Origin of the sequence: Paraburkholderia sp. BR14374, assembly GCF_040948685.1 — a bacterium.
In the GTDB taxonomy this organism is placed as follows: Bacteria; Pseudomonadota; Gammaproteobacteria; order Burkholderiales; family Burkholderiaceae; genus Paraburkholderia; species Paraburkholderia youngii.
Genome location: NZ_JBFPKF010000005.1, coordinates 292,605 through 309,027, shown reverse-complemented (window position 1 = coordinate 309,027; position 16,423 = coordinate 292,605). Strand labels below are relative to the sequence as shown.

The window sequence follows — 16,423 nt, the reverse complement described above, 5'->3', positions numbered from 1 at the left end:
GTGCAATGATCGGAAACCCATGCACAGTTCCGAACACTTTCATCGGAACTGTTCAGTTAAAAAACCGAACAGTTGGCATGGCTCGCCCGACGCAGGTTAAAAGCTTGCGCGCTCGCGGGCCGGCGACCGAAGGCAAGCGTATGAAACTCGAAATCCAGCTCGACCGGGACAACGGCGTACCGCTTACCGAGCAGATCGTCACGGGCGTTTCGGCGTGGATCCGTTCGCGCAATGCGCATCCTGGCTCGAAGCTGCCGTCGATCCGCCAGTTCGCCGCCGACTTCGGCGTGAGCCGCTTCCCGGTGATCGAGGCATACGACCGGCTGGTGTCGCTCGGCTATGTCGACTCGCGTCACGGCTCCGGCTTTTACGTCGCCGATCGCCAGCCGACGGACATGCGCTGCCAGGGCACGTCGGACCCGCGCCGCGCCGATGTCGAGTCGGACCATTTGCTCGAGCAATTCAACTTTCCGGGCGAGACGCTGAAGCTCAGCACCGGCTTCATTCCCGAAAGCTGGCGCGACATCGATGGCATTGCGCAGGCGATTCGCCACGTGTCGCGAACCGATCCGGCGAGCATGGTCGAATACGCGACGCCGCTCGGCAATCCCGTCTTGCGCGAACAGTTGCGCGGCCGTATTGGCCAGTTGGGCATCCAGGCGGACGCGTCGCAGATTCTGATCACCAATGGCGCGAGCCAGGCGTTCGATCTGCTCGTGCGCTACATGCTGAAGCCTGGCGACACGATCTTTGTCGAGGACCCCGGTTACTACAACCTGTACGGCCTGTTGCGACTGCACGGCATGAAGCTGATCGGCATTCCGCGCACCGGCAGCGGTCCCGACCTCGATGCGATGCAGGCGCAACTGAAGCTGCACCGGCCCAGATTGCTGCTCATCAACACCGTGTTCCACAATCCGACCGGCACCACGGTCGCACCGCAGGTCGCGTTCCGTTTGCTGCAACTGGCGCGTGAGCATGGCTTCCAGATCATCGAGGACGATATCTACGCGGATTTTCAGACCGAGCTCACCGATCGCCTCGCGACCCTCGACCAACTCGAACAGGTGATCTACATCGGCGGACTGTCGAAGACGCTGTCGTCGTCGCTACGGATCGGCTGCGTGGTTGCGAGTCACGCGATCATCAAGGATCTGGTCGATATCAAGATGCTGACGAGCATTGGCGGCTCGCGGTTTGCCGAAGCGGTGGCGGTGTCGATGCTGGAGCGCGGCGCATATCGCAAATATCTGGAGCGACTGCGCCGCCAGATGCGCGGCGCGCTCGGCTCGACCGTCCAGACACTCGAAGATGCCGGCTGGGAGATTTTCGAAGAACCAGCGGGCGGCAAGTTCGTGTGGGCGCGCGTGCCCCATGTGGCGGACGCCGAGCGGCTCGTTGAATGCGGTGTGCCGCTCGGTGTGACGGTGCTGCCTGGACAACACTTCAGGCCGAATCGGGAGGCGAGCCCGTGGATCAGGATTCATGTGGCGTTTGGCAACGAGCCACGGGCGCAGGCGTTTTTTCAGGCGGCGGCGCAGTTGCCGGCTGATGTGTGAAGACGGCGCAGAGCGCCGCCGAGACGCAGCGCCGACACCTGCGCAAGACTGCGCTGCTCGCTGCGCCGGGACTCGCTTTTCCCTAGAATAGCGAGTCCCAGCCCGACCGAGCGCGCCCAGCCGCTTCATATGTCTACGACGCCGACTCCGCCCGCCCTCGCTCCCAACCTCCCCTCTGGCCCGTCGCCCCGCGCACTGACGGTGATGCTGTGGCTGGTCGCCACCGGCTTCTTCATGCAGACGCTCGATTCGACGATCGTCAACACCGCACTCCCCGCGATGGCGACAAGCCTCGGCGAGCTGCCGCTGCGCATGCAATCGGTGGTGATCGCCTACTCGCTGACAATGGCGGTGATGATCCCCGTGTCCGGCTGGCTCGCCGACAGACTCGGCACGCGGCGCGTGTTCTTCAGTGCGATTCTCGTGTTCGCGGTGGGCTCGCTGCTGTGCGCGAACGCGCGCACGCTGAACCAACTGGTGCTCTTCCGCATCCTGCAAGGCGTGGGCGGCGCGATGCTGCTGCCGGTTGGGCGGCTCGCGGTGCTGCGTACCTTTCCGGCGGAGCGCTATCTGCCAGCGTTGGCCTTCGTGGCGATCCCGGGCCTGATCGGACCGTTGATCGGACCGACGCTCGGCGGCTGGCTCGTCAAAATCGCGTCGTGGCACTGGATCTTTCTGATCAACGTGCCGGTAGGCATCGTGGGCTGCATTGCCACGTTTATTTTCATGCCGGATAGCCGCAACGAACACACTGGCAAATTCGACCTCGGCGGCTACCTCCTGCTGGTGGTGGGCATGGTGGCACTTTCGTTCGCGCTCGATGGCCGCACCGAGTTCGGCATTCAACATGCGACGGTGCTGGTGCTGCTGATTCTGAGCATGGCGTGCTTCGTTGCCTATGGTCTGCACGCGGTGCGCGAGCCCGTGCCGATCTTTCCGCTCGATCTGTTCAAGATTCACACGTTTAGCGTCGGGCTGCTCGGCAATCTGTTCGCGCGGATCGGCAGCGGCTCGATGCCCTACCTGATTCCTCTGCTGTTGCAGGTGAGCCTCGGCTATAGCGCATTCGAAGCCGGGCTGATGATGCTGCCCGTGGCGGCCGCGGGCATGGCAACGAAGCGTCTCGTGACGACGCTGATTCAGAAGTACAGCTACCGGCGCGTGCTGATGGCGAACACGATTCTGGTGGGTCTGATGATGGCGAGTTTCGCGCTCACGAGCACGAATCAGCCGCTGTGGCTGCGGCTCGTGCAACTGGCGATCTTTGGTGGCGTGAACTCGATGCAGTTCACCGCGATGAACACGTTGACGCTGAAGGACCTGGGCACTGGCGGCGCGAGCAGCGGCAATAGCCTGTTTTCGCTCGTGCAGATGCTTTCGATGAGTCTCGGCGTGACCGTGGCCGGTGCGTTGCTGACGACCTTTACCGGCATCATGCAGCGTGTGACCGCCGCGAATTCGCTGCCGGCGTTTCATGCAACGTTCCTGTGTGTCGGCGTCATTACCGCATGTTCGTCATGGATCTTTGCGCAGTTGTCGCCGGAGATCCGCACGCCAGCGACGAAGACCGATCCTTCAGAGCGAACCTGAAAGCCGCGCGCGCCAGGACGACGCATCCTCGCGCGCTCACAAACGCATTTCCTGGCATCGCTCCGCGCGGCCCGCACGCAGCATCCTTGAACAGCGTCACCGACCCGCAACAGGGCGCGTGCCGCACCAGCGAAGTGCGTGTCGTCGCCTTCGTAGCGGCGCGGGCGCAGCACGTTTTCCTCGGAGCATTGCTGGTGGGCGCTCGAGCATTGTTGGTACACGCGCATAGTTCTTGCTCGACTATCCTGTAAACTCTTAGTCTGCGCGTGCGAACTCCTGCCGAGCCCTGCAAGCGCCGCCGTTTCCACACGACCGACATGATGAGCATGATCGAACTCGAACATCCCGGCTTCCAGCCACCACGCCCGATGGCCGGCGACGAAGGCTCCCGCCGTACCGTTCTGTATGGCGGCTACACCGTTTTCAGCGTGTTTCAACCGGTCTTCTCGGTCTCGCACCGGCGCGCGATCGGGTATCACGCGTCGCTGCGCGTGCACGACGAGCATGAGCAGCAAGTACCCTCGCACGAAGTCTTTACGCAGGCCGCGCGACGCGGCGACCTGCTCGAACTCGGACGGCTGGCCGAATCGCTGCACCTGGGCAACTTCAACGCGTTCGACAGCCACGACGAATGGCTCTTCCTCAGCCTGCATCCGGCCGCGCTGATGGACACCAGCTACGGCGACGCGCTGCTTGCCAGCCTGAAGACGCTCGGCCTGCCGCCGCAACGCGTGGTGCTCGAAGTTTCCGAACAGGCCGGCGGCGAAACCACGCGTTTCGCCGAAATCGTCGATTCGCTGCGCAAGTCCGGTTTTCTGATCGCGCTCGACGGCTTTGGCGCCAAGCATTCGAACATCGACCGCGTGTGGAATCTGCGGCCGGACATCGTGACGCTCGACCGCTGCATCCTCGCGCAAGCGAGTGAACACTCGCACATCGAACGCGTATTGCCGGGCCTCGTCTCCCTGTTGCACGAGTCCGGGCAACTGGTGCTGATGGGCGGTCTGAGCACCGAGCGCGACGCGCTGATCGCGCTCGAATGCAATGTGGACTTCGTCCAGGGCGCATTTTTCGCGGGCCCGAGCGTCGAACCCGTCAAGCCGCAGGTTGCCGCTAGCCTGATGGATTCGCTTTCCGCTTCGCTGCGCGAACGCGTTGCCGCTCGAGAGAAAGCGCAATCCGCTCGGCTCGCGCCGTATGTCACTGCGCTCGAGGCTGCCGCAGCTCAGTTGATTGCTGGGGAATCGATCACGCAGGCGACCGCACCTCTGCTCGCGCTGGGAGAAACGGCGCGCTGCTTTGTCCTGGACGGATCGGGCCGGCAGATCGGCGACAACGTGCTGCCGCCGGGTCGCACATCGCAACGCGCAAAGCGCTTCAGCCCGCTGCTGCATTCCGAAGGCGCCAGTTGGGAGCGCCGCCCGTACTTCATTCAGGCGATGCGTCAACCGGGGCGGGTTCATCTAACACCGCCGTATCTGTCGATCAACGAAGCGCATCTGTGCGTCACGGCCTCGATTGCCGCGCATAACTCGCATGGTACGCAGGTGCTATGCGTCGACATCAACTGGGAAGTCGCGGCTCACCGCAGCTGACACCTCCGGATGGCCCTTGATGCGGGCAAGCAGTTCCTTGACCGCCTCACGGCCCAGCATTCGGTTGGCCGCCCGCAAATGCGCGGCGCTGGCCACGATGCGCAGCGAGACGATTCTCGCCGAAAGGTCCGTTGCGCCGTCCGTCACCACGTCGATTAGCCCGACGATATCGCCGTCGCAGAACAGTGCGATACACACGGCACCCGCCATCGACACTACCTCGGTATAGCTCGCCTGTTGCGCGAGCGATGTAACCACAGCGATCCACTTCGGACCTGAGCCCGGTTCGCGGGCGCGCTGCGCTTCGGCTCCAGGTGTTGGCCCTTGTGCCCGAAGGGCCAGGTTGGCCGTAGGGAATGGAGTGGGCGTAGCGTACAGAGGTACGTCGCTGATCAGTTGCGGCGCGTCGTTGAAAAGCTGCAGCAAGCCCGCCCGGTCTTGCGCTTCGAGCGCCGCGCGCAATCGCTCGACGATTCGCCCATGCACCGCTGGATCGGGCCGCTCCAACGGCGCGCCCGCCCGTTTCAGACGCTCCTTGGCGCGATGAACCATTTGCCGGCAAGAGGCCGGTGTGCGCTCGAGAATCGACGCGATTTCGGCATAACCGCACTCGAACGCTTCATGCAGGACGAACGCCGCGCGTTCGTCTGGCTTCAGATGTTCGAGCAGCAACATCACGCCATATGAGATATCGGCCGCGCGCAATGCCAACTCCTCCGCCGATGGTGCGACCTCGTCGAGCCACGGCTCCGGCAACCAGCCGCTAGCCTGCGACGCGCGCTCGCGCTGCGCGTGCCGCAGACGGTCGATCGCCGTGCGGGTGGTGAGCGTGGTGAGCCACGCGACCGGCGTTTGCACCGCCTGCGTATCGGCCAGATGCCATTTGAGCCAGACGTCCTGCACCACGTCTTCGGCCTCCGCACGACTGCCAAGCATCCGATATGCGAGCGCCAGCAGACGGGCGCGCGCGGCCTCGAAACTGGATGCCTTGTCGATTCCCTGTTCCGTCATGCGTAGACCTCCCGATGTTGCGTCGTGAAAAAGCGGCTGTACACCAGTGGCATGGGTCAGGCGCGCGTCATGTTCGGTATTCCTGAGCTTGACGCATGGGCAACGGGTGATGTGACAGCCCGGCGCAAAAAAATTTCTGTCACAACTCGGGCCGCTGCTTCGTCAAATGAGCAAGAACCGGCGCATGTCACGCGGCGGCTGCCCCGAGGCCGCCTGCGCATCCCCGCCTGCCCGTGCCATCCATCCTGAACGAGGAACCCATGCCTTCCAGTTACCCTTCTGTCTCCGCCCTGGGCCTCGTGCCCACGGTGATCGAACAATCCGGCCGGGGCGAGCGCGCCTATGACATTTATTCCCGCCTGCTGCGCGAGCGCATCGTGTTTCTTGTCGGGCCCGTGAACGAGCAGTCAGCCAGTCTGATCGTCGCACAATTACTGTTTCTCGAATCGGAGAACCCCGACAAGGATATTTCTTTTTACATCAACTCGCCCGGCGGCTCGGTGTATGACGGCCTCGCGATTTACGACACCATGCAGTTCATCAAGCCGGAGGTCTCGACCTTGTGCACGGGCTTTGCCGCGAGCATGGGCACCTTTCTGCTCACCGCGGGTCAACGCGGCAAACGGTATGCGCTACCCAATGCCCGCATCATGATTCATCAGCCTTCCGGCGGTGGTCAGGGCACCGCGGCGGACATCGAAATCCAGGCGAAGGAGGTGCTGTATGTGCGAGCACGTCTCAATGCGATGATGGCCGAGCGCACCGGACGCAGCATCGAAGATATCGCGCGCGATACCGACCGCGACAACTTCATGTCGGCGCTCGAAGCGAGGGAATACGGATTGATCGATGACGTGCTGGAAGCTCGCGCGACGTGGAACAACGCAGGTCGTCGCGACACCCTGCAGCGGAACTGACATGGAGCCGCTCGCTGGGCCGCCGGACAAACCGCTTGCTGCAAATTCCCATCCACCTATCGGTGCGAGCGCACCACAAAAGCTGCTCACCTTCGCTGGAATCGCTATCATGTCGCGATTCGTCGACTTCGACGACCGCTTCAATGGAGATACACATGGCGTCATCCAACGAAAACGTCAGCATGGCGCTGTTCTGCGACTTCGAGAATGTCGCGCTTGGCGTGCGCGACGCGAAATACGACAAGTTCGATATCAAGCTTGTACTCGAGCGCTTGCTGCTGAAGGGCAGCATCGTCGTCAAGAAGGCGTATTGCGACTGGGATCGCTACAAGAGTTTCAAAGGGGCCATGCACGAAGCCAATTTCGAGTTGATCGAAATTCCGCATGTGCGCCAATCGGGCAAGAATTCCGCCGACATTCGGCTCGTCGTCGATGCGCTCGATCTCTGTTATACGAAATCGCACGTCAATACGTTCGTCATCATCAGCGGTGATTCGGATTTTTCGCCGCTCGTGTCGAAGCTGCGCGAGAACGCCAAACAGGTCATCGGCGTCGGTGTGCAGCAGTCCACCTCGGATTTGCTGATTGCGAACTGCGACGAGTTCTTCTTTTACGACGATCTCGTACGCGAAAGTCAGCGCGCAGTCGCGAGGCGCGAATCGTCGCGCCAGCAGCAGAGCGCGCAGCAGGCAGCCAAACGTGCGGCTGATGAAGAGAAAGCCCCGCCGAAGGAAGATCTGGAGAAGCGTCGCAGCAAGGCCGTTGAAATTGCGGTGCAGACGTTCGACGCACTCGCTTCCGAACGTGGTGACAGCGGCAAGATCTGGGCGTCCGTGCTGAAGAACGCGATCAAACGGCGCAAACCGGATTTCAACGAAACGTATTACGGGTTTCGCGCTTTCGGCAATCTGCTGGAGGAGGCGCAGGCGCGCGGGCTGCTCGAATTCGGCCGCGATGAAAAATCAGGCGCGTACGTTTATCGAAGCACGGCTGTGAACGTCGCGAGCGAAGCGGCCAGTGAAACTATCGGCGAAACCGCGGCAGAGTCTGCCGAAACGGGGTCGGCCGAGTCGGCGTTGCCTGAACAGGCAGCCGAACATTCGTATCAAGCGCAGGCGGCGCAAGCGGCCGCGTCCGAGTCCGGCGGCAAGCACAAGTCGCGTCGTAAGGAGCGCGGCAACCGCAAGGCGGGGCGAGGTCAGGAGGCCGCGCACGGCAAGCGCGGTCACCACGAAACGACTGATGAAGAACCTGCGGCTGGCGCTCCGGCTCTCACCGAACACGCGCAGCCCGCCGAGCAGTTCCAGCGGCAGGAGCCGCGTGAACACGCGCCGCTCCCGGATGAGTTCGTCGTTAAACCGATAGCTGAAGAGACCGAAGCTCGCGCTGTAAAAGCGGCAGCGGATACTGCCGCTGAACAGGTCGTCTTCGGTCAAGAAATCGAGCCGACCGCCGACAGCGACCAACTCGCACAGCGTGAAAGCGTCAAAAAGCGCGCATCCCGCAAAACCGCCGCGAAGAAAGCGAAGAAAAGTACGCCGCGCACCATCGAGGAAGTCCCTGAGATCGCGGCGCCGGCCGAGGCCCCTGCTCCAGCAGTCGATTCGGAAGAAGGATCTGAGGCCGCCAGGAAGGCCGCCCGTAAAACGGCGTCTCGCAGCCGTCGTCCGCGCAAAGCGGCGTCGACGGACAGCACGGAGTAAGTAGCGGCGCGGATTTGACGATCGTCGCTACAAGTTACCGCCCAACCGGGCTACGCGTTGAAACCCGGTACCGGCCGACAATGCAAGACGAGCAAGCCGGCCGGCCCACTGTCACCGCTCAGTAAGCCGGATAAGGCGCATACATGACGGGCGGAGGCGGCGCGTAGTAGTAAGGACGGGGCGCGACATACACCGGCTGCGTCGAATAGTAAGGCTGCGGCTGAGCGATCGTCTCGCCCTTCGATGTCATGCACTGGGCGTAGGCGGTGTCATAGCGTGCCTGCATGCCGGCCGCCGAGTACTGGGCGCCATTCGCACCGTTCGCGCCGCCGATCAGCAGGCCGCTGCCCGCCCCGATCGCCGCGCCCGCGCCGGCGTTGCCCGCCGCGGCGCCGAGCAGCGCGCCGACCGCCGCGCCGCCGAGCGTGCCGAACGCCGCGCTGTTCACGCTGTTCGTGGTGGCAGCCTGCGCCGCGCCGGACGGATTCGTCGTTTGATTCGCGTAGTCGCGGCACGCGTAGTCGTTCTGCTGGAACTGGCTGAGCGGCTCGCCGGCGCGCGGCATCGCGGCTATGCTCGGGCCGCTCGGTGGCGCCACTGCGCAACCGCCTAACGCGAGCGCGATGACTGCGGCGGGAATCGCCAGGCCGATCGTTTTATTGCTGGAAATCATGGTGGTGCACTTCGGAGGATTGGAGTTCAAACGTTAGGCTAATCGCAAAATTCCGTGGTTACGGCTCAGTTACAGAAAGTTTTTGCACGGCCGGCTGGCCTCGACCCGGCTGCGCGTCGTCGCGGCATTGGGTACGTTATATCAAGTGATGCTTGTAAATGCGCGGGCATTCAATTCACAACGAACGCCGCCCACACTCGCGTCAAACGATCCCCGCCGCCCCAAGCCAATCGACCGGGCGGAGGCCGCCTCAATCAACCGGCTCATTGTCGCCGCCGCAGCGGCTTGCATTGCCTGCGGCGCGCCCGCCCCCGCCAGCTCGGAGAAGTCGACGGGCGGCGGCCGAGGTCCACTTAGCGTCCCGCGAAACAGCAGTTACCAACTGTGACAAACTTCTTTCAGAAGCGACCCCTGCCGTTCCGATCGCCTCAGAAAAGGAAAAAGCCCTCGCGAGGGAGGGCTTTCGTCTCTAGCTACGATCTTCAATCGCGACCGCAAGGATCACGACATCAGACGATGAGCTGCAACCGGTAATCTCAAGCGAAGTTCTTCGCCGCGAAGTCCCAGTTGACGATGTTCCAGTACGCTTCGACGAACTTCGGACGCGCATTGCGATAGTCGATGTAGTAAGCGTGCTCCCAGACGTCGATCGTCAGCAGAGCCTTGGCGTCGGTGGTGAGCGGCGTGGCGGCGTTGCTCGTCGACACGAGGTCGAGCGAACCATCAGCCTTCTTCACGAGCCATGCCCAGCCCGAGCCGAACGTGCCGACCGCGGTCTTCGCAAACTCTTCCTTGAACTTGTCGAACGAACCCCACTTCGCGTTGATCGCGTCAGCGAGCGCGCCGGTCGGTGCGCCGCCACCTTGCGGCGACAGGCTGTTCCAGAAGAACGTGTGATTCCACACCTGAGCCGAATTGTTGAAGATACCGCCCGACGACTTCTTGACGATCTCTTCCAGCGACAGGTTCTCGAACTCCGTGCCCTTGATCAGATTGTTCAGGTTGGTCACATAGGTCTGGTGATGCTTGCCATAGTGAAACTCGAGCGTCTCTTCCGACATGTGCGGAGCGAGCGCGTTTTTCGCAAACGGCAGCGGCGGGAGCGTATGTTCCATGGTGCTTTCCTTCTCTGTATCTGTTGTGGGGAGTCTGCGGATGACGCTATCGAGCACTCGATTGTAGGCGAGTTGGAATAACCCCGCAAACGACCGGCCTTTATGTCCGGCATGTCGAACACGCCGTGCGCAAGGCCCTTCGGAAGGGTGCGCATGGCGCGTGCCCGGCTCGTCGGCAGGCAGGACATGACAGCAGATGGGCGCCACGCGCCCACCGGCAAAACGTCAGAAGCCCTCGGTCAGACGCGCCTGCACGTCGGCGAGCGCGACGTCGGCCGAGCCTTCGGCGAGATGCATCGTCAAACGACGTCCGGGTTTCAGCGACGACGGCGTGCGAATCGCCCGACCGCTTTGCGCGTCGAGCACGGCCGCATAACCGCGCTCGAGCGTGCGCTGTGGACTCAGCACTTCGAGTCGCGCGAGGAGCATATCGATACGCGCGACCTGACGTTCATGCTGGCGCGACAGCGCTGCATTCAGGCGCTGCGCCAGCGTGTCGACGCGCGTGCGCTCGGCCGCGAGATCCGGACGCCAGCGTTGCCAGCGCATCTGCAGCAGCGAGAAGCGCGCTCGAGCGTCGCGCACCGGCCGCGCGCCCGCCGACGCGAGCCGCACGCGCAATTGCTGCAAATGCGTACGCTGCCGCGCGAGCCGCTCGGCCGGCGACACGAGCCGGCGCGCCAGCCAGTCGAGCTGCTGCGCGCGCCGCTCCATCATGCGGCCGAACGCGCGCGCAAGCGTCGCGTGCCGATGATCGAGTTCGCGCAGCAGCATGACGCGCTGCGGACTCACGAGTTCGGCGGCACCGGTTGGCGTCGGCGCACGTACGTCGGCGGCGAAATCGGCAATCGTGAAATCGGTCTCGTGGCCGACGCCGCTCACCACCGGTATCACGCTTTCGGCAATCGCGCGGGCGAGCACTTCTTCGTTGAAGGCCCACAGATCTTCGATCGAGCCGCCGCCGCGACACACGATCAGCACGTCGACCTCGCGGCGGGCGCCAGCCGTCTCGACCATCGCCGCCAGTTTCGCGCTGACACCCAAACCCTGCACCGGCGCCGGATAAACGATCACCGGAATATGCGGCGCGCGGCGCGACAGCGTCGTCAGCACGTCGCGCAATGCGGCCGCCTGCAACGAGGTGACGATACCGATCGCGCGAGGATGCGTCGGCAGTGCGCGTTTGCGCTCGGCGGCGAACAACCCTTCGGCTTCGAGTTGCGCCTTCAACCGCAGGAACGCTTCGTACAGACGTCCCTGACCGGTGCGGCGCACCGCTTCGACATTCAGTTGCAATTCACCGCGCGGTTCGTACATCGTCACGAGGGCGCGCACTTCGATGCGATCGCCTTCGCGCGGCATGAATTCGGCGTACTGCGCGCGACCGCGGAACATCACACAGCGCATCTGCGCCTGCGCGTCCTTGATCGAGAAATACCAGTGACCACTCGCAGCGCGCGTGAAGTTCGACACTTCGCCCGCGACCCATACGAGTGGAAACGAGCGTTCGAGCATCGTGCCGATCGCGCGATTGAGCGCGGAGACGGGAACGACGACCTCACCGCCTGGTGTGGCCGCCGAAGCAAAAGGATTTTCGGGGTTCATGCGAGGAATAAATAGCGCTGGCCGGACAGACGATAGACCGAGCGACGAGCGGCGTCCAGCCGGAATCGCAGGATTGTTAAAAGTGTCCACATGGCGGGAACCGCCTGACGAATTCCGCCAGAACGCCCGCCAACGCCAATAGATTCCTGGCAGACCCTTGATTTATATGGCGTTTGCATCTCAATAGAGAGCGAGCACTTCGATCCAAAGCGCACGGAATGGCCCTCCCGGACGATCGGATGGCAGGTTCTCCACAAAGTTATCCACAGACTGTGGGCGACCGCACATAGCATAGACCAGCGTCCATCAAACCCTGCGCGACTTGCCGGCCGTGACGCCCGCGCGCTAGAGTTGCGGGCTCGACGGCATGCCGATCGCGCAGCGAGCCAGGGAGCTTGCCGGCCTGAGGCCAATCAGCACGAGCCCTTTCGCCGCGCGGTTTGCACCTCATTTTTCGACCGTATTCGCATTCGATTGCCCGGAGAACCGCGTTGAAGTTGACCCCGCGTAGTGCGCACGGCACGCAGTCCTTGCCCGCAACCCGCCCATGAGCGAACTCAGCGACCGTCTCGCAGCGCGCCTCGCGCGCGAATGGCAGCAACGCGGCCCGCTCGCGTGGGCGTTGACGCCGCTCGCCTGCGTGTTCGGCGCGGTCGCGGCCGCGCGCCGCGCCGCGTTTTCGCAAGGCTGGCTGAAGTCGGTGCGCGTCGGCGTGCCGGTGGTGGTGGTCGGCAACGTGACGGTTGGGGGCACCGGCAAGACGCCGACCGTCATCGCGCTCGTCGAAGCGTTGCGCACCGCGGGCTTCACACCTGGCATCGTGTCGCGCGGCTACGGCGCGCGCGTGAGCACGCCGACCCAGGTCACGCCCGGTTCTTCGGCGCGCGTCGGCGGGGACGAACCGTTGCTGATCGCGCGCCGCACCGGCGCACCCGTATGGGTCTGTCCCGATCGCGTCGCCGCCGCGCAGGCGCTGTGCGCTGCCCATCGCGACGTCGACGTGATCGTCAGCGACGACGGCTTGCAGCACTATCGCCTCGCGCGCGACGTCGAACTCGTCGTGTTCGATCACCGGCTCGGCGGCAACGGCTTCCTGCTGCCGGCCGGGCCACTGCGCGAGCCGTTGTCGCGCCGCCGCGACGCGACGCTGATCAATGATCCGTACGCGCGCACGCTGCCCGCGTGGCCGAACACGTTCGCACTGCAGCTCGCGCCCGCCGACGCGTGGCATCTCGACAATCCCGCGCTGCGCCGCCCGCTCGCGCAATTCGCCGGTCAACGTGTGCTGGCCGCGGCCGGCATCGGCGCGCCGGAACGCTTCTTCGCGACAGTGCGCGCGGCCGGCATCGCGCCCACGACGCGCGCACTGCCCGATCACTACGCGTTCGAGCGCAATCCGTTCACCGACGTCGACGCCGACGCGATCCTGATTACCGAAAAGGATGCGGTAAAATTGGGGGCCTGGCACGACGCGCGCATCTGGGTAGTCCCGGTCGAAGCCGCGCTTGATCACCGCCTCACTGCATTAGTTGTGGAGAAAGTCCGTGGACGCTCGCCTGCTTGAAATCCTCGTTTGCCCGATCTGCAAGGGCCCGCTCAGCTACGACCGCGCCGCGCAGGAACTGATCTGCAACGCGGACAAGCTCGCCTATCCGATCCGCGACGGCATTCCCGTGATGCTCGTCGATGAAGCGCGGCAGACCGTTGAAGGCACGCCGGTCGATCTGAATCCCGGCTCGGTTGCCTGACCCGGCGCGGCGCCGCACTGCGGCGCCGCGTCGTTTCGCTCGCGCGCGGGTCAAGGGGCAAAGGTTCATCAACGCCAACGCCCGCCCCCTATGTGCTCCAAGATCGATCCGTAGCCGTTTTTTGCCGCTCCGGCTTACGTCCGACTCTGCGCGCGCGTCGCGCGCGCAGCCTCTTCCTTCGGCCTGATTGCCGCCCGTTCCCGATTCGATGATCCACACCACCCCTCATCCGTTTATCGCCGTCGTGCCGGCCCGTCTGGCGTCGACGCGTCTGCCCAACAAGCCGCTCGCGGACATCGGCGGCAAACCGATGGTCGTGCGCGTCGCCGAGCGCGCGCGCGAATCGGGCGCGCAGCAGGTGCTGGTCGCGTCGGACGCGCAGGAAGTGCTCGACGCGGCGCACGACCACGGCTTCGACGCGGTCCTCACGCGCGCCGACCATCCGTCGGGCACCGACCGTCTCGCGGAAGTGGCGACGCGCTTCGGGTGGAGCGACGACACGATCATCGTCAACGTGCAGGGCGACGAGCCGCTGATCGACCCGGCGCTGGTGCGCGGCGTCGCCGCGCATCTGGCCACGACGAGCGACTGTGCGATCGCGACGGCCGCCCATCCGATCACCGATCCCGCCGAAATTTTCAATCCGAACGTCGTCAAGGTCGTGCCCGATGCGCGCGGCGTCGCGCTGTATTTCTCGCGCGCGCCGATCCCGTGGGCGCGCGACGCATGGCAGCCGCACTGGCCCAATGTCGCGTCGATGCCGGCGCCGCCCGCGCCCGCCGCCGTGTACCGGCACATCGGCCTGTATGCGTATCGCGCGAAATTCCTGCGCACGTACCCGAGTCTCGCGATCTCGCCGATCGAGCAGGTCGAAGCGCTCGAACAGCTGCGCGCGATGTGGCATGGCGAGCGCATCGCGGTCCTCGTCACGCATGACGTGCCGTTGCCGGGCGTCGATACCCCCGCCGATCTCGCGCGCGTACGGGCTTTATTCGGGTCTTGAGCGCGGGAAGCCGTGGCATAATCGAACGGTTATGCGCGCCTCCCAGCGCAGGCGACACTCGGGTTATCCCGGTCGCGCCGTGCGGATCTTGCAGCGCCGTCATTTCGACGTGCAGCGCGAGCTAGCCAACGGTAGCCGATGCGGAGCCTGCGAGAATCGCCGGGAAGCCTGCTGCGTAAACAAAGAATTCACATAGATCTGGAGATATCCATGCGTTTGATCCTGTTGGGTGCACCGGGTGCTGGCAAAGGCACTCAGGCCAACTTCATCAAGGAAAAGTTCGGCATCCCGCAAATTTCGACCGGCGACATGCTGCGCGCGGCCGTTAAGGCTGGCACGCCGCTCGGCCTCGAAGCAAAGCGCTTCATGGACGCCGGCGAGCTGGTCACGGATGAGTTGATCATCAACCTGGTGAAGGAACGTCTGCAGCAGCCGGACTGCGCGAACGGCTATCTGTTCGACGGCTTCCCGCGCACGATTCCGCAAGCCGAAGCAATGAAGCAGGCCGGTGTCGCTATCGACTACGTGCTCGAGATCGACGTGCCGTTCGACGAGATCATCGTGCGCATGAGCGGCCGCCGCTCGCACCCCGCGTCGGGCCGCACGTATCACGTGACGTTCAACCCGCCGAAGGTCGAGGGCATCGACGACGTGACTGGCGAGCCGCTGATCCAGCGCGACGACGACAAGGAAGAAACGGTCAAGAAGCGTCTGGAAGTGTACGAATCGCAAACCAAGCCGCTGATCGAGTACTACAACAGCTGGGCGAAGAACGGCGATGCGTCGAGCTCGGTGAAAGCGCCCCAATATCGCCGCATTTCGGGCCTCGGCAGCGTCGATGAAATTCGCGCCCGTGCGTTCGATGCGCTGAAGTAAGCTGGATTGATGTAAACATTTCCGCTGTTTGCGTTCGGCCAAAACCCGCCCACATTGGGCGGGTTTTTTATTGGCTCAGCGCGCCAACCGCAACGGCAAGCGCTGTGTGCGGAGCGTCCAGCAGAACCAGATTGTCTTCCCTTCCGCTCGCATGTCCGCGATCCACGTCGCTTTCCGCAGCGCAGCACAGCCGCTACAATCGATCGTCGAAAAAATGCTTCGATCCAGACTGCACTGAACAACCGTAGCGAAGGAGAAGACATGGAAATTCGTGACAACGTGTTCCTGATCACCGGCGGTGCATCAGGGCTCGGCGCTGCCACCGCGCGCCTGCTGGTCGAGAACGGCGGCAAGGTCGTGCTCGCCGACCTGAATCTGGACGCGGGCGAGGCGCTCGCCAAGGAGCTCGGCGGCGTATTCGTCAAATGCGACGTGAGCCGGGAAGAGGACGCGCAACAAGCCGTCGAAGCCGCGACGAAGCTCGGCGTGCTGCGCGGACTCGTCAACTGCGCGGGCGTCGCGCCGGCCGCGAAGACCGTCGGCAAGGATGGCCCCCATTCGCTCGATCTGTTCACCCGCACGATCTCGATCAACCTGATCGGCACGTTCAACATGATCCGGCTCGCCGCCGCGCAGATGTCGAAGAACGAGCCGAACGCCAACGGCGAGCGCGGCGTGATCATCAACACCGCATCGGTCGCCGCGTTCGACGGCCAGATCGGCCAGGCGGCCTACTCCGCGTCGAAGAGTGGCGTGGTCGGCATGACGTTGCCGATCGCGCGCGACCTGTCGCGCAACGCGATCCGCGTGATGACGATCGCCCCCGGCATCTTCGAAACGCCGATGCTGCTCGGCATGCCGCAGGAAGTGCAGGACGCGCTCGGCGCGATGGTGCCGTTCCCCCCGCGCCTCGGCAAACCGGCCGAATACGCGATGCTCGCCAAGCAGATCTTCGACAATCCGATGCTGAACGGCGAGGTGATTCGGCTGGACGGCGCGATCCGTATGCAGCCGAAGTGACAAGCGCC

At 63.9% G+C, this 16,423-nt stretch carries 14 protein-coding genes; 10 read left to right on the top strand and 4 right to left on the bottom strand.

Features of this window, described 5'->3' with window-relative positions; all coding sequences use genetic code 11:
- The first annotated feature begins 140 nt into the window (after positions 1–140).
- The 3 genes from AB3X86_RS14585 (at position 141) to AB3X86_RS14575 (ending at position 4,744) form a co-directional block, all read left to right on the top strand.
- Positions 141–1,559: a PLP-dependent aminotransferase family protein gene (locus AB3X86_RS14585; RefSeq protein ID WP_018437836.1), complete on the top strand. Its 1,419-nt coding sequence runs from the start codon at positions 141–143 to the stop codon at positions 1,557–1,559.
- Between the two features lie 204 nt (positions 1,560–1,763).
- Positions 1,764–3,149, top strand: a complete 1,386-nt coding sequence (mdtD, locus tag AB3X86_RS14580; RefSeq protein WP_176121934.1) for a multidrug transporter subunit MdtD — start codon at positions 1,764–1,766, stop codon at positions 3,147–3,149.
- A 320-nt stretch (positions 3,150–3,469) separates the two neighbouring features.
- Positions 3,470–4,744 carry an EAL domain-containing protein gene (locus tag AB3X86_RS14575; RefSeq protein ID WP_176121692.1) on the top strand — a complete coding sequence of 425 codons (1,275 nt, stop codon included), beginning with the start codon at positions 3,470–3,472 and terminating at the stop codon, positions 4,742–4,744.
- Here the strand turns inward: AB3X86_RS14575 and AB3X86_RS14570 are convergent.
- Positions 4,700–5,755, bottom strand: a complete 1,056-nt coding sequence (locus AB3X86_RS14570) for a sigma-70 family RNA polymerase sigma factor (protein ID WP_368596496.1) — start codon at positions 5,753–5,755, stop codon at positions 4,700–4,702. The two genes, AB3X86_RS14575 and AB3X86_RS14570, sit on opposite strands and share 45 nt — an antisense overlap.
- Before the next feature lie 260 nt (positions 5,756–6,015).
- Between AB3X86_RS14570 and clpP the strand changes: the two genes are divergently transcribed.
- Both clpP and AB3X86_RS14560 read left to right on the top strand, forming a co-directional pair.
- A complete protein-coding gene (gene clpP / locus AB3X86_RS14565; protein WP_368596675.1) occupies positions 6,016–6,672 on the top strand; it encodes an ATP-dependent Clp endopeptidase proteolytic subunit ClpP in 657 nt (218 codons plus the stop codon).
- Between the two features lie 155 nt (positions 6,673–6,827).
- The gene (locus AB3X86_RS14560) at positions 6,828–8,375 is read left to right on the top strand and encodes an NYN domain-containing protein (protein WP_368596495.1); all 1,548 of its coding nucleotides are present in this window, start codon (positions 6,828–6,830) and stop codon (positions 8,373–8,375) included.
- 118 nt (positions 8,376–8,493) lie between these two features.
- On the opposite strand, the gene AB3X86_RS14555 is transcribed toward AB3X86_RS14560, so the two are convergent.
- The 3 genes from AB3X86_RS14555 to xseA all read right to left on the bottom strand — a co-directional run bounded on the left by AB3X86_RS14555 (position 8,494) and on the right by xseA (position 11,768).
- Positions 8,494–9,048, bottom strand: a complete 555-nt coding sequence (locus AB3X86_RS14555) for a glycine zipper family protein (protein ID WP_176365682.1) — start codon at positions 9,046–9,048, stop codon at positions 8,494–8,496.
- A gap of 536 nt (positions 9,049–9,584) precedes the next feature.
- Complete coding sequence (gene sodB, locus AB3X86_RS14550; RefSeq protein ID WP_013090345.1) at positions 9,585–10,163, bottom strand: superoxide dismutase [Fe]; 579 nt, start codon at positions 10,161–10,163, stop codon at positions 9,585–9,587.
- 225 nt (positions 10,164–10,388) lie between these two features.
- The gene (gene xseA, locus AB3X86_RS14545; protein ID WP_368596494.1) at positions 10,389–11,768 is read right to left on the bottom strand and encodes an exodeoxyribonuclease VII large subunit; all 1,380 of its coding nucleotides are present in this window, start codon (positions 11,766–11,768) and stop codon (positions 10,389–10,391) included.
- Positions 11,769–12,315: 547 nt separating this feature from the next.
- Here xseA and lpxK point away from each other — a divergent pair.
- From lpxK to AB3X86_RS14520, 5 genes are all read left to right on the top strand, one after another.
- Positions 12,316–13,332: a tetraacyldisaccharide 4'-kinase gene (gene lpxK / locus AB3X86_RS14540; protein ID WP_176121697.1), complete on the top strand. Its 1,017-nt coding sequence runs from the start codon at positions 12,316–12,318 to the stop codon at positions 13,330–13,332.
- Positions 13,313–13,516 carry a Trm112 family protein gene (locus tag AB3X86_RS14535; RefSeq protein ID WP_007180583.1) on the top strand — a complete coding sequence of 68 codons (204 nt, stop codon included), beginning with the start codon at positions 13,313–13,315 and terminating at the stop codon, positions 13,514–13,516. Before lpxK ends, AB3X86_RS14535 begins: the two co-directional genes overlap by 20 nt.
- A gap of 208 nt (positions 13,517–13,724) precedes the next feature.
- Positions 13,725–14,519 (top strand): 3-deoxy-manno-octulosonate cytidylyltransferase, encoded by a 795-nt coding sequence (gene kdsB / locus AB3X86_RS14530; protein ID WP_368596493.1) that lies wholly within the window; start codon positions 13,725–13,727, stop codon positions 14,517–14,519.
- A 210-nt stretch (positions 14,520–14,729) separates the two neighbouring features.
- Positions 14,730–15,395 (top strand): adenylate kinase, encoded by a 666-nt coding sequence (adk, locus tag AB3X86_RS14525; protein WP_176121699.1) that lies wholly within the window; start codon positions 14,730–14,732, stop codon positions 15,393–15,395.
- Between the two features lie 261 nt (positions 15,396–15,656).
- A complete protein-coding gene (locus AB3X86_RS14520; protein ID WP_176121700.1) occupies positions 15,657–16,415 on the top strand; it encodes a 3-hydroxyacyl-CoA dehydrogenase in 759 nt (252 codons plus the stop codon).
- Positions 16,416–16,423 lie beyond the last annotated feature (8 nt).

Coding starts and splice junctions, on each gene's coding strand:
- AB3X86_RS14585 (WP_018437836.1), top strand. CDS start 141: ATGAAACTCGAAATCCAGCTCGACCGGGACAACGGCGTACCGCTTACC.
- mdtD (WP_176121934.1), top strand. CDS start 1,764: ATGCTGTGGCTGGTCGCCACCGGCTTCTTCATGCAGACGCTCGATTCG.
- AB3X86_RS14575 (WP_176121692.1), top strand. CDS start 3,470: ATGAGCATGATCGAACTCGAACATCCCGGCTTCCAGCCACCACGCCCG.
- AB3X86_RS14570 (WP_368596496.1), bottom strand. CDS start 5,755: ATGACGGAACAGGGAATCGACAAGGCATCCAGTTTCGAGGCCGCGCGC.
- clpP (WP_368596675.1), top strand. CDS start 6,016: ATGCCTTCCAGTTACCCTTCTGTCTCCGCCCTGGGCCTCGTGCCCACG.
- AB3X86_RS14560 (WP_368596495.1), top strand. CDS start 6,828: ATGGCGTCATCCAACGAAAACGTCAGCATGGCGCTGTTCTGCGACTTC.
- AB3X86_RS14555 (WP_176365682.1), bottom strand. CDS start 9,048: ATGATTTCCAGCAATAAAACGATCGGCCTGGCGATTCCCGCCGCAGTC.
- sodB (WP_013090345.1), bottom strand. CDS start 10,163: ATGGAACATACGCTCCCGCCGCTGCCGTTTGCGAAAAACGCGCTCGCT.
- xseA (WP_368596494.1), bottom strand. CDS start 11,768: ATGAACCCCGAAAATCCTTTTGCTTCGGCGGCCACACCAGGCGGTGAG.
- lpxK (WP_176121697.1), top strand. CDS start 12,316: ATGAGCGAACTCAGCGACCGTCTCGCAGCGCGCCTCGCGCGCGAATGG.
- kdsB (WP_368596493.1), top strand. CDS start 13,725: ATGATCCACACCACCCCTCATCCGTTTATCGCCGTCGTGCCGGCCCGT.
- adk (WP_176121699.1), top strand. CDS start 14,730: ATGCGTTTGATCCTGTTGGGTGCACCGGGTGCTGGCAAAGGCACTCAG.
- AB3X86_RS14520 (WP_176121700.1), top strand. CDS start 15,657: ATGGAAATTCGTGACAACGTGTTCCTGATCACCGGCGGTGCATCAGGG.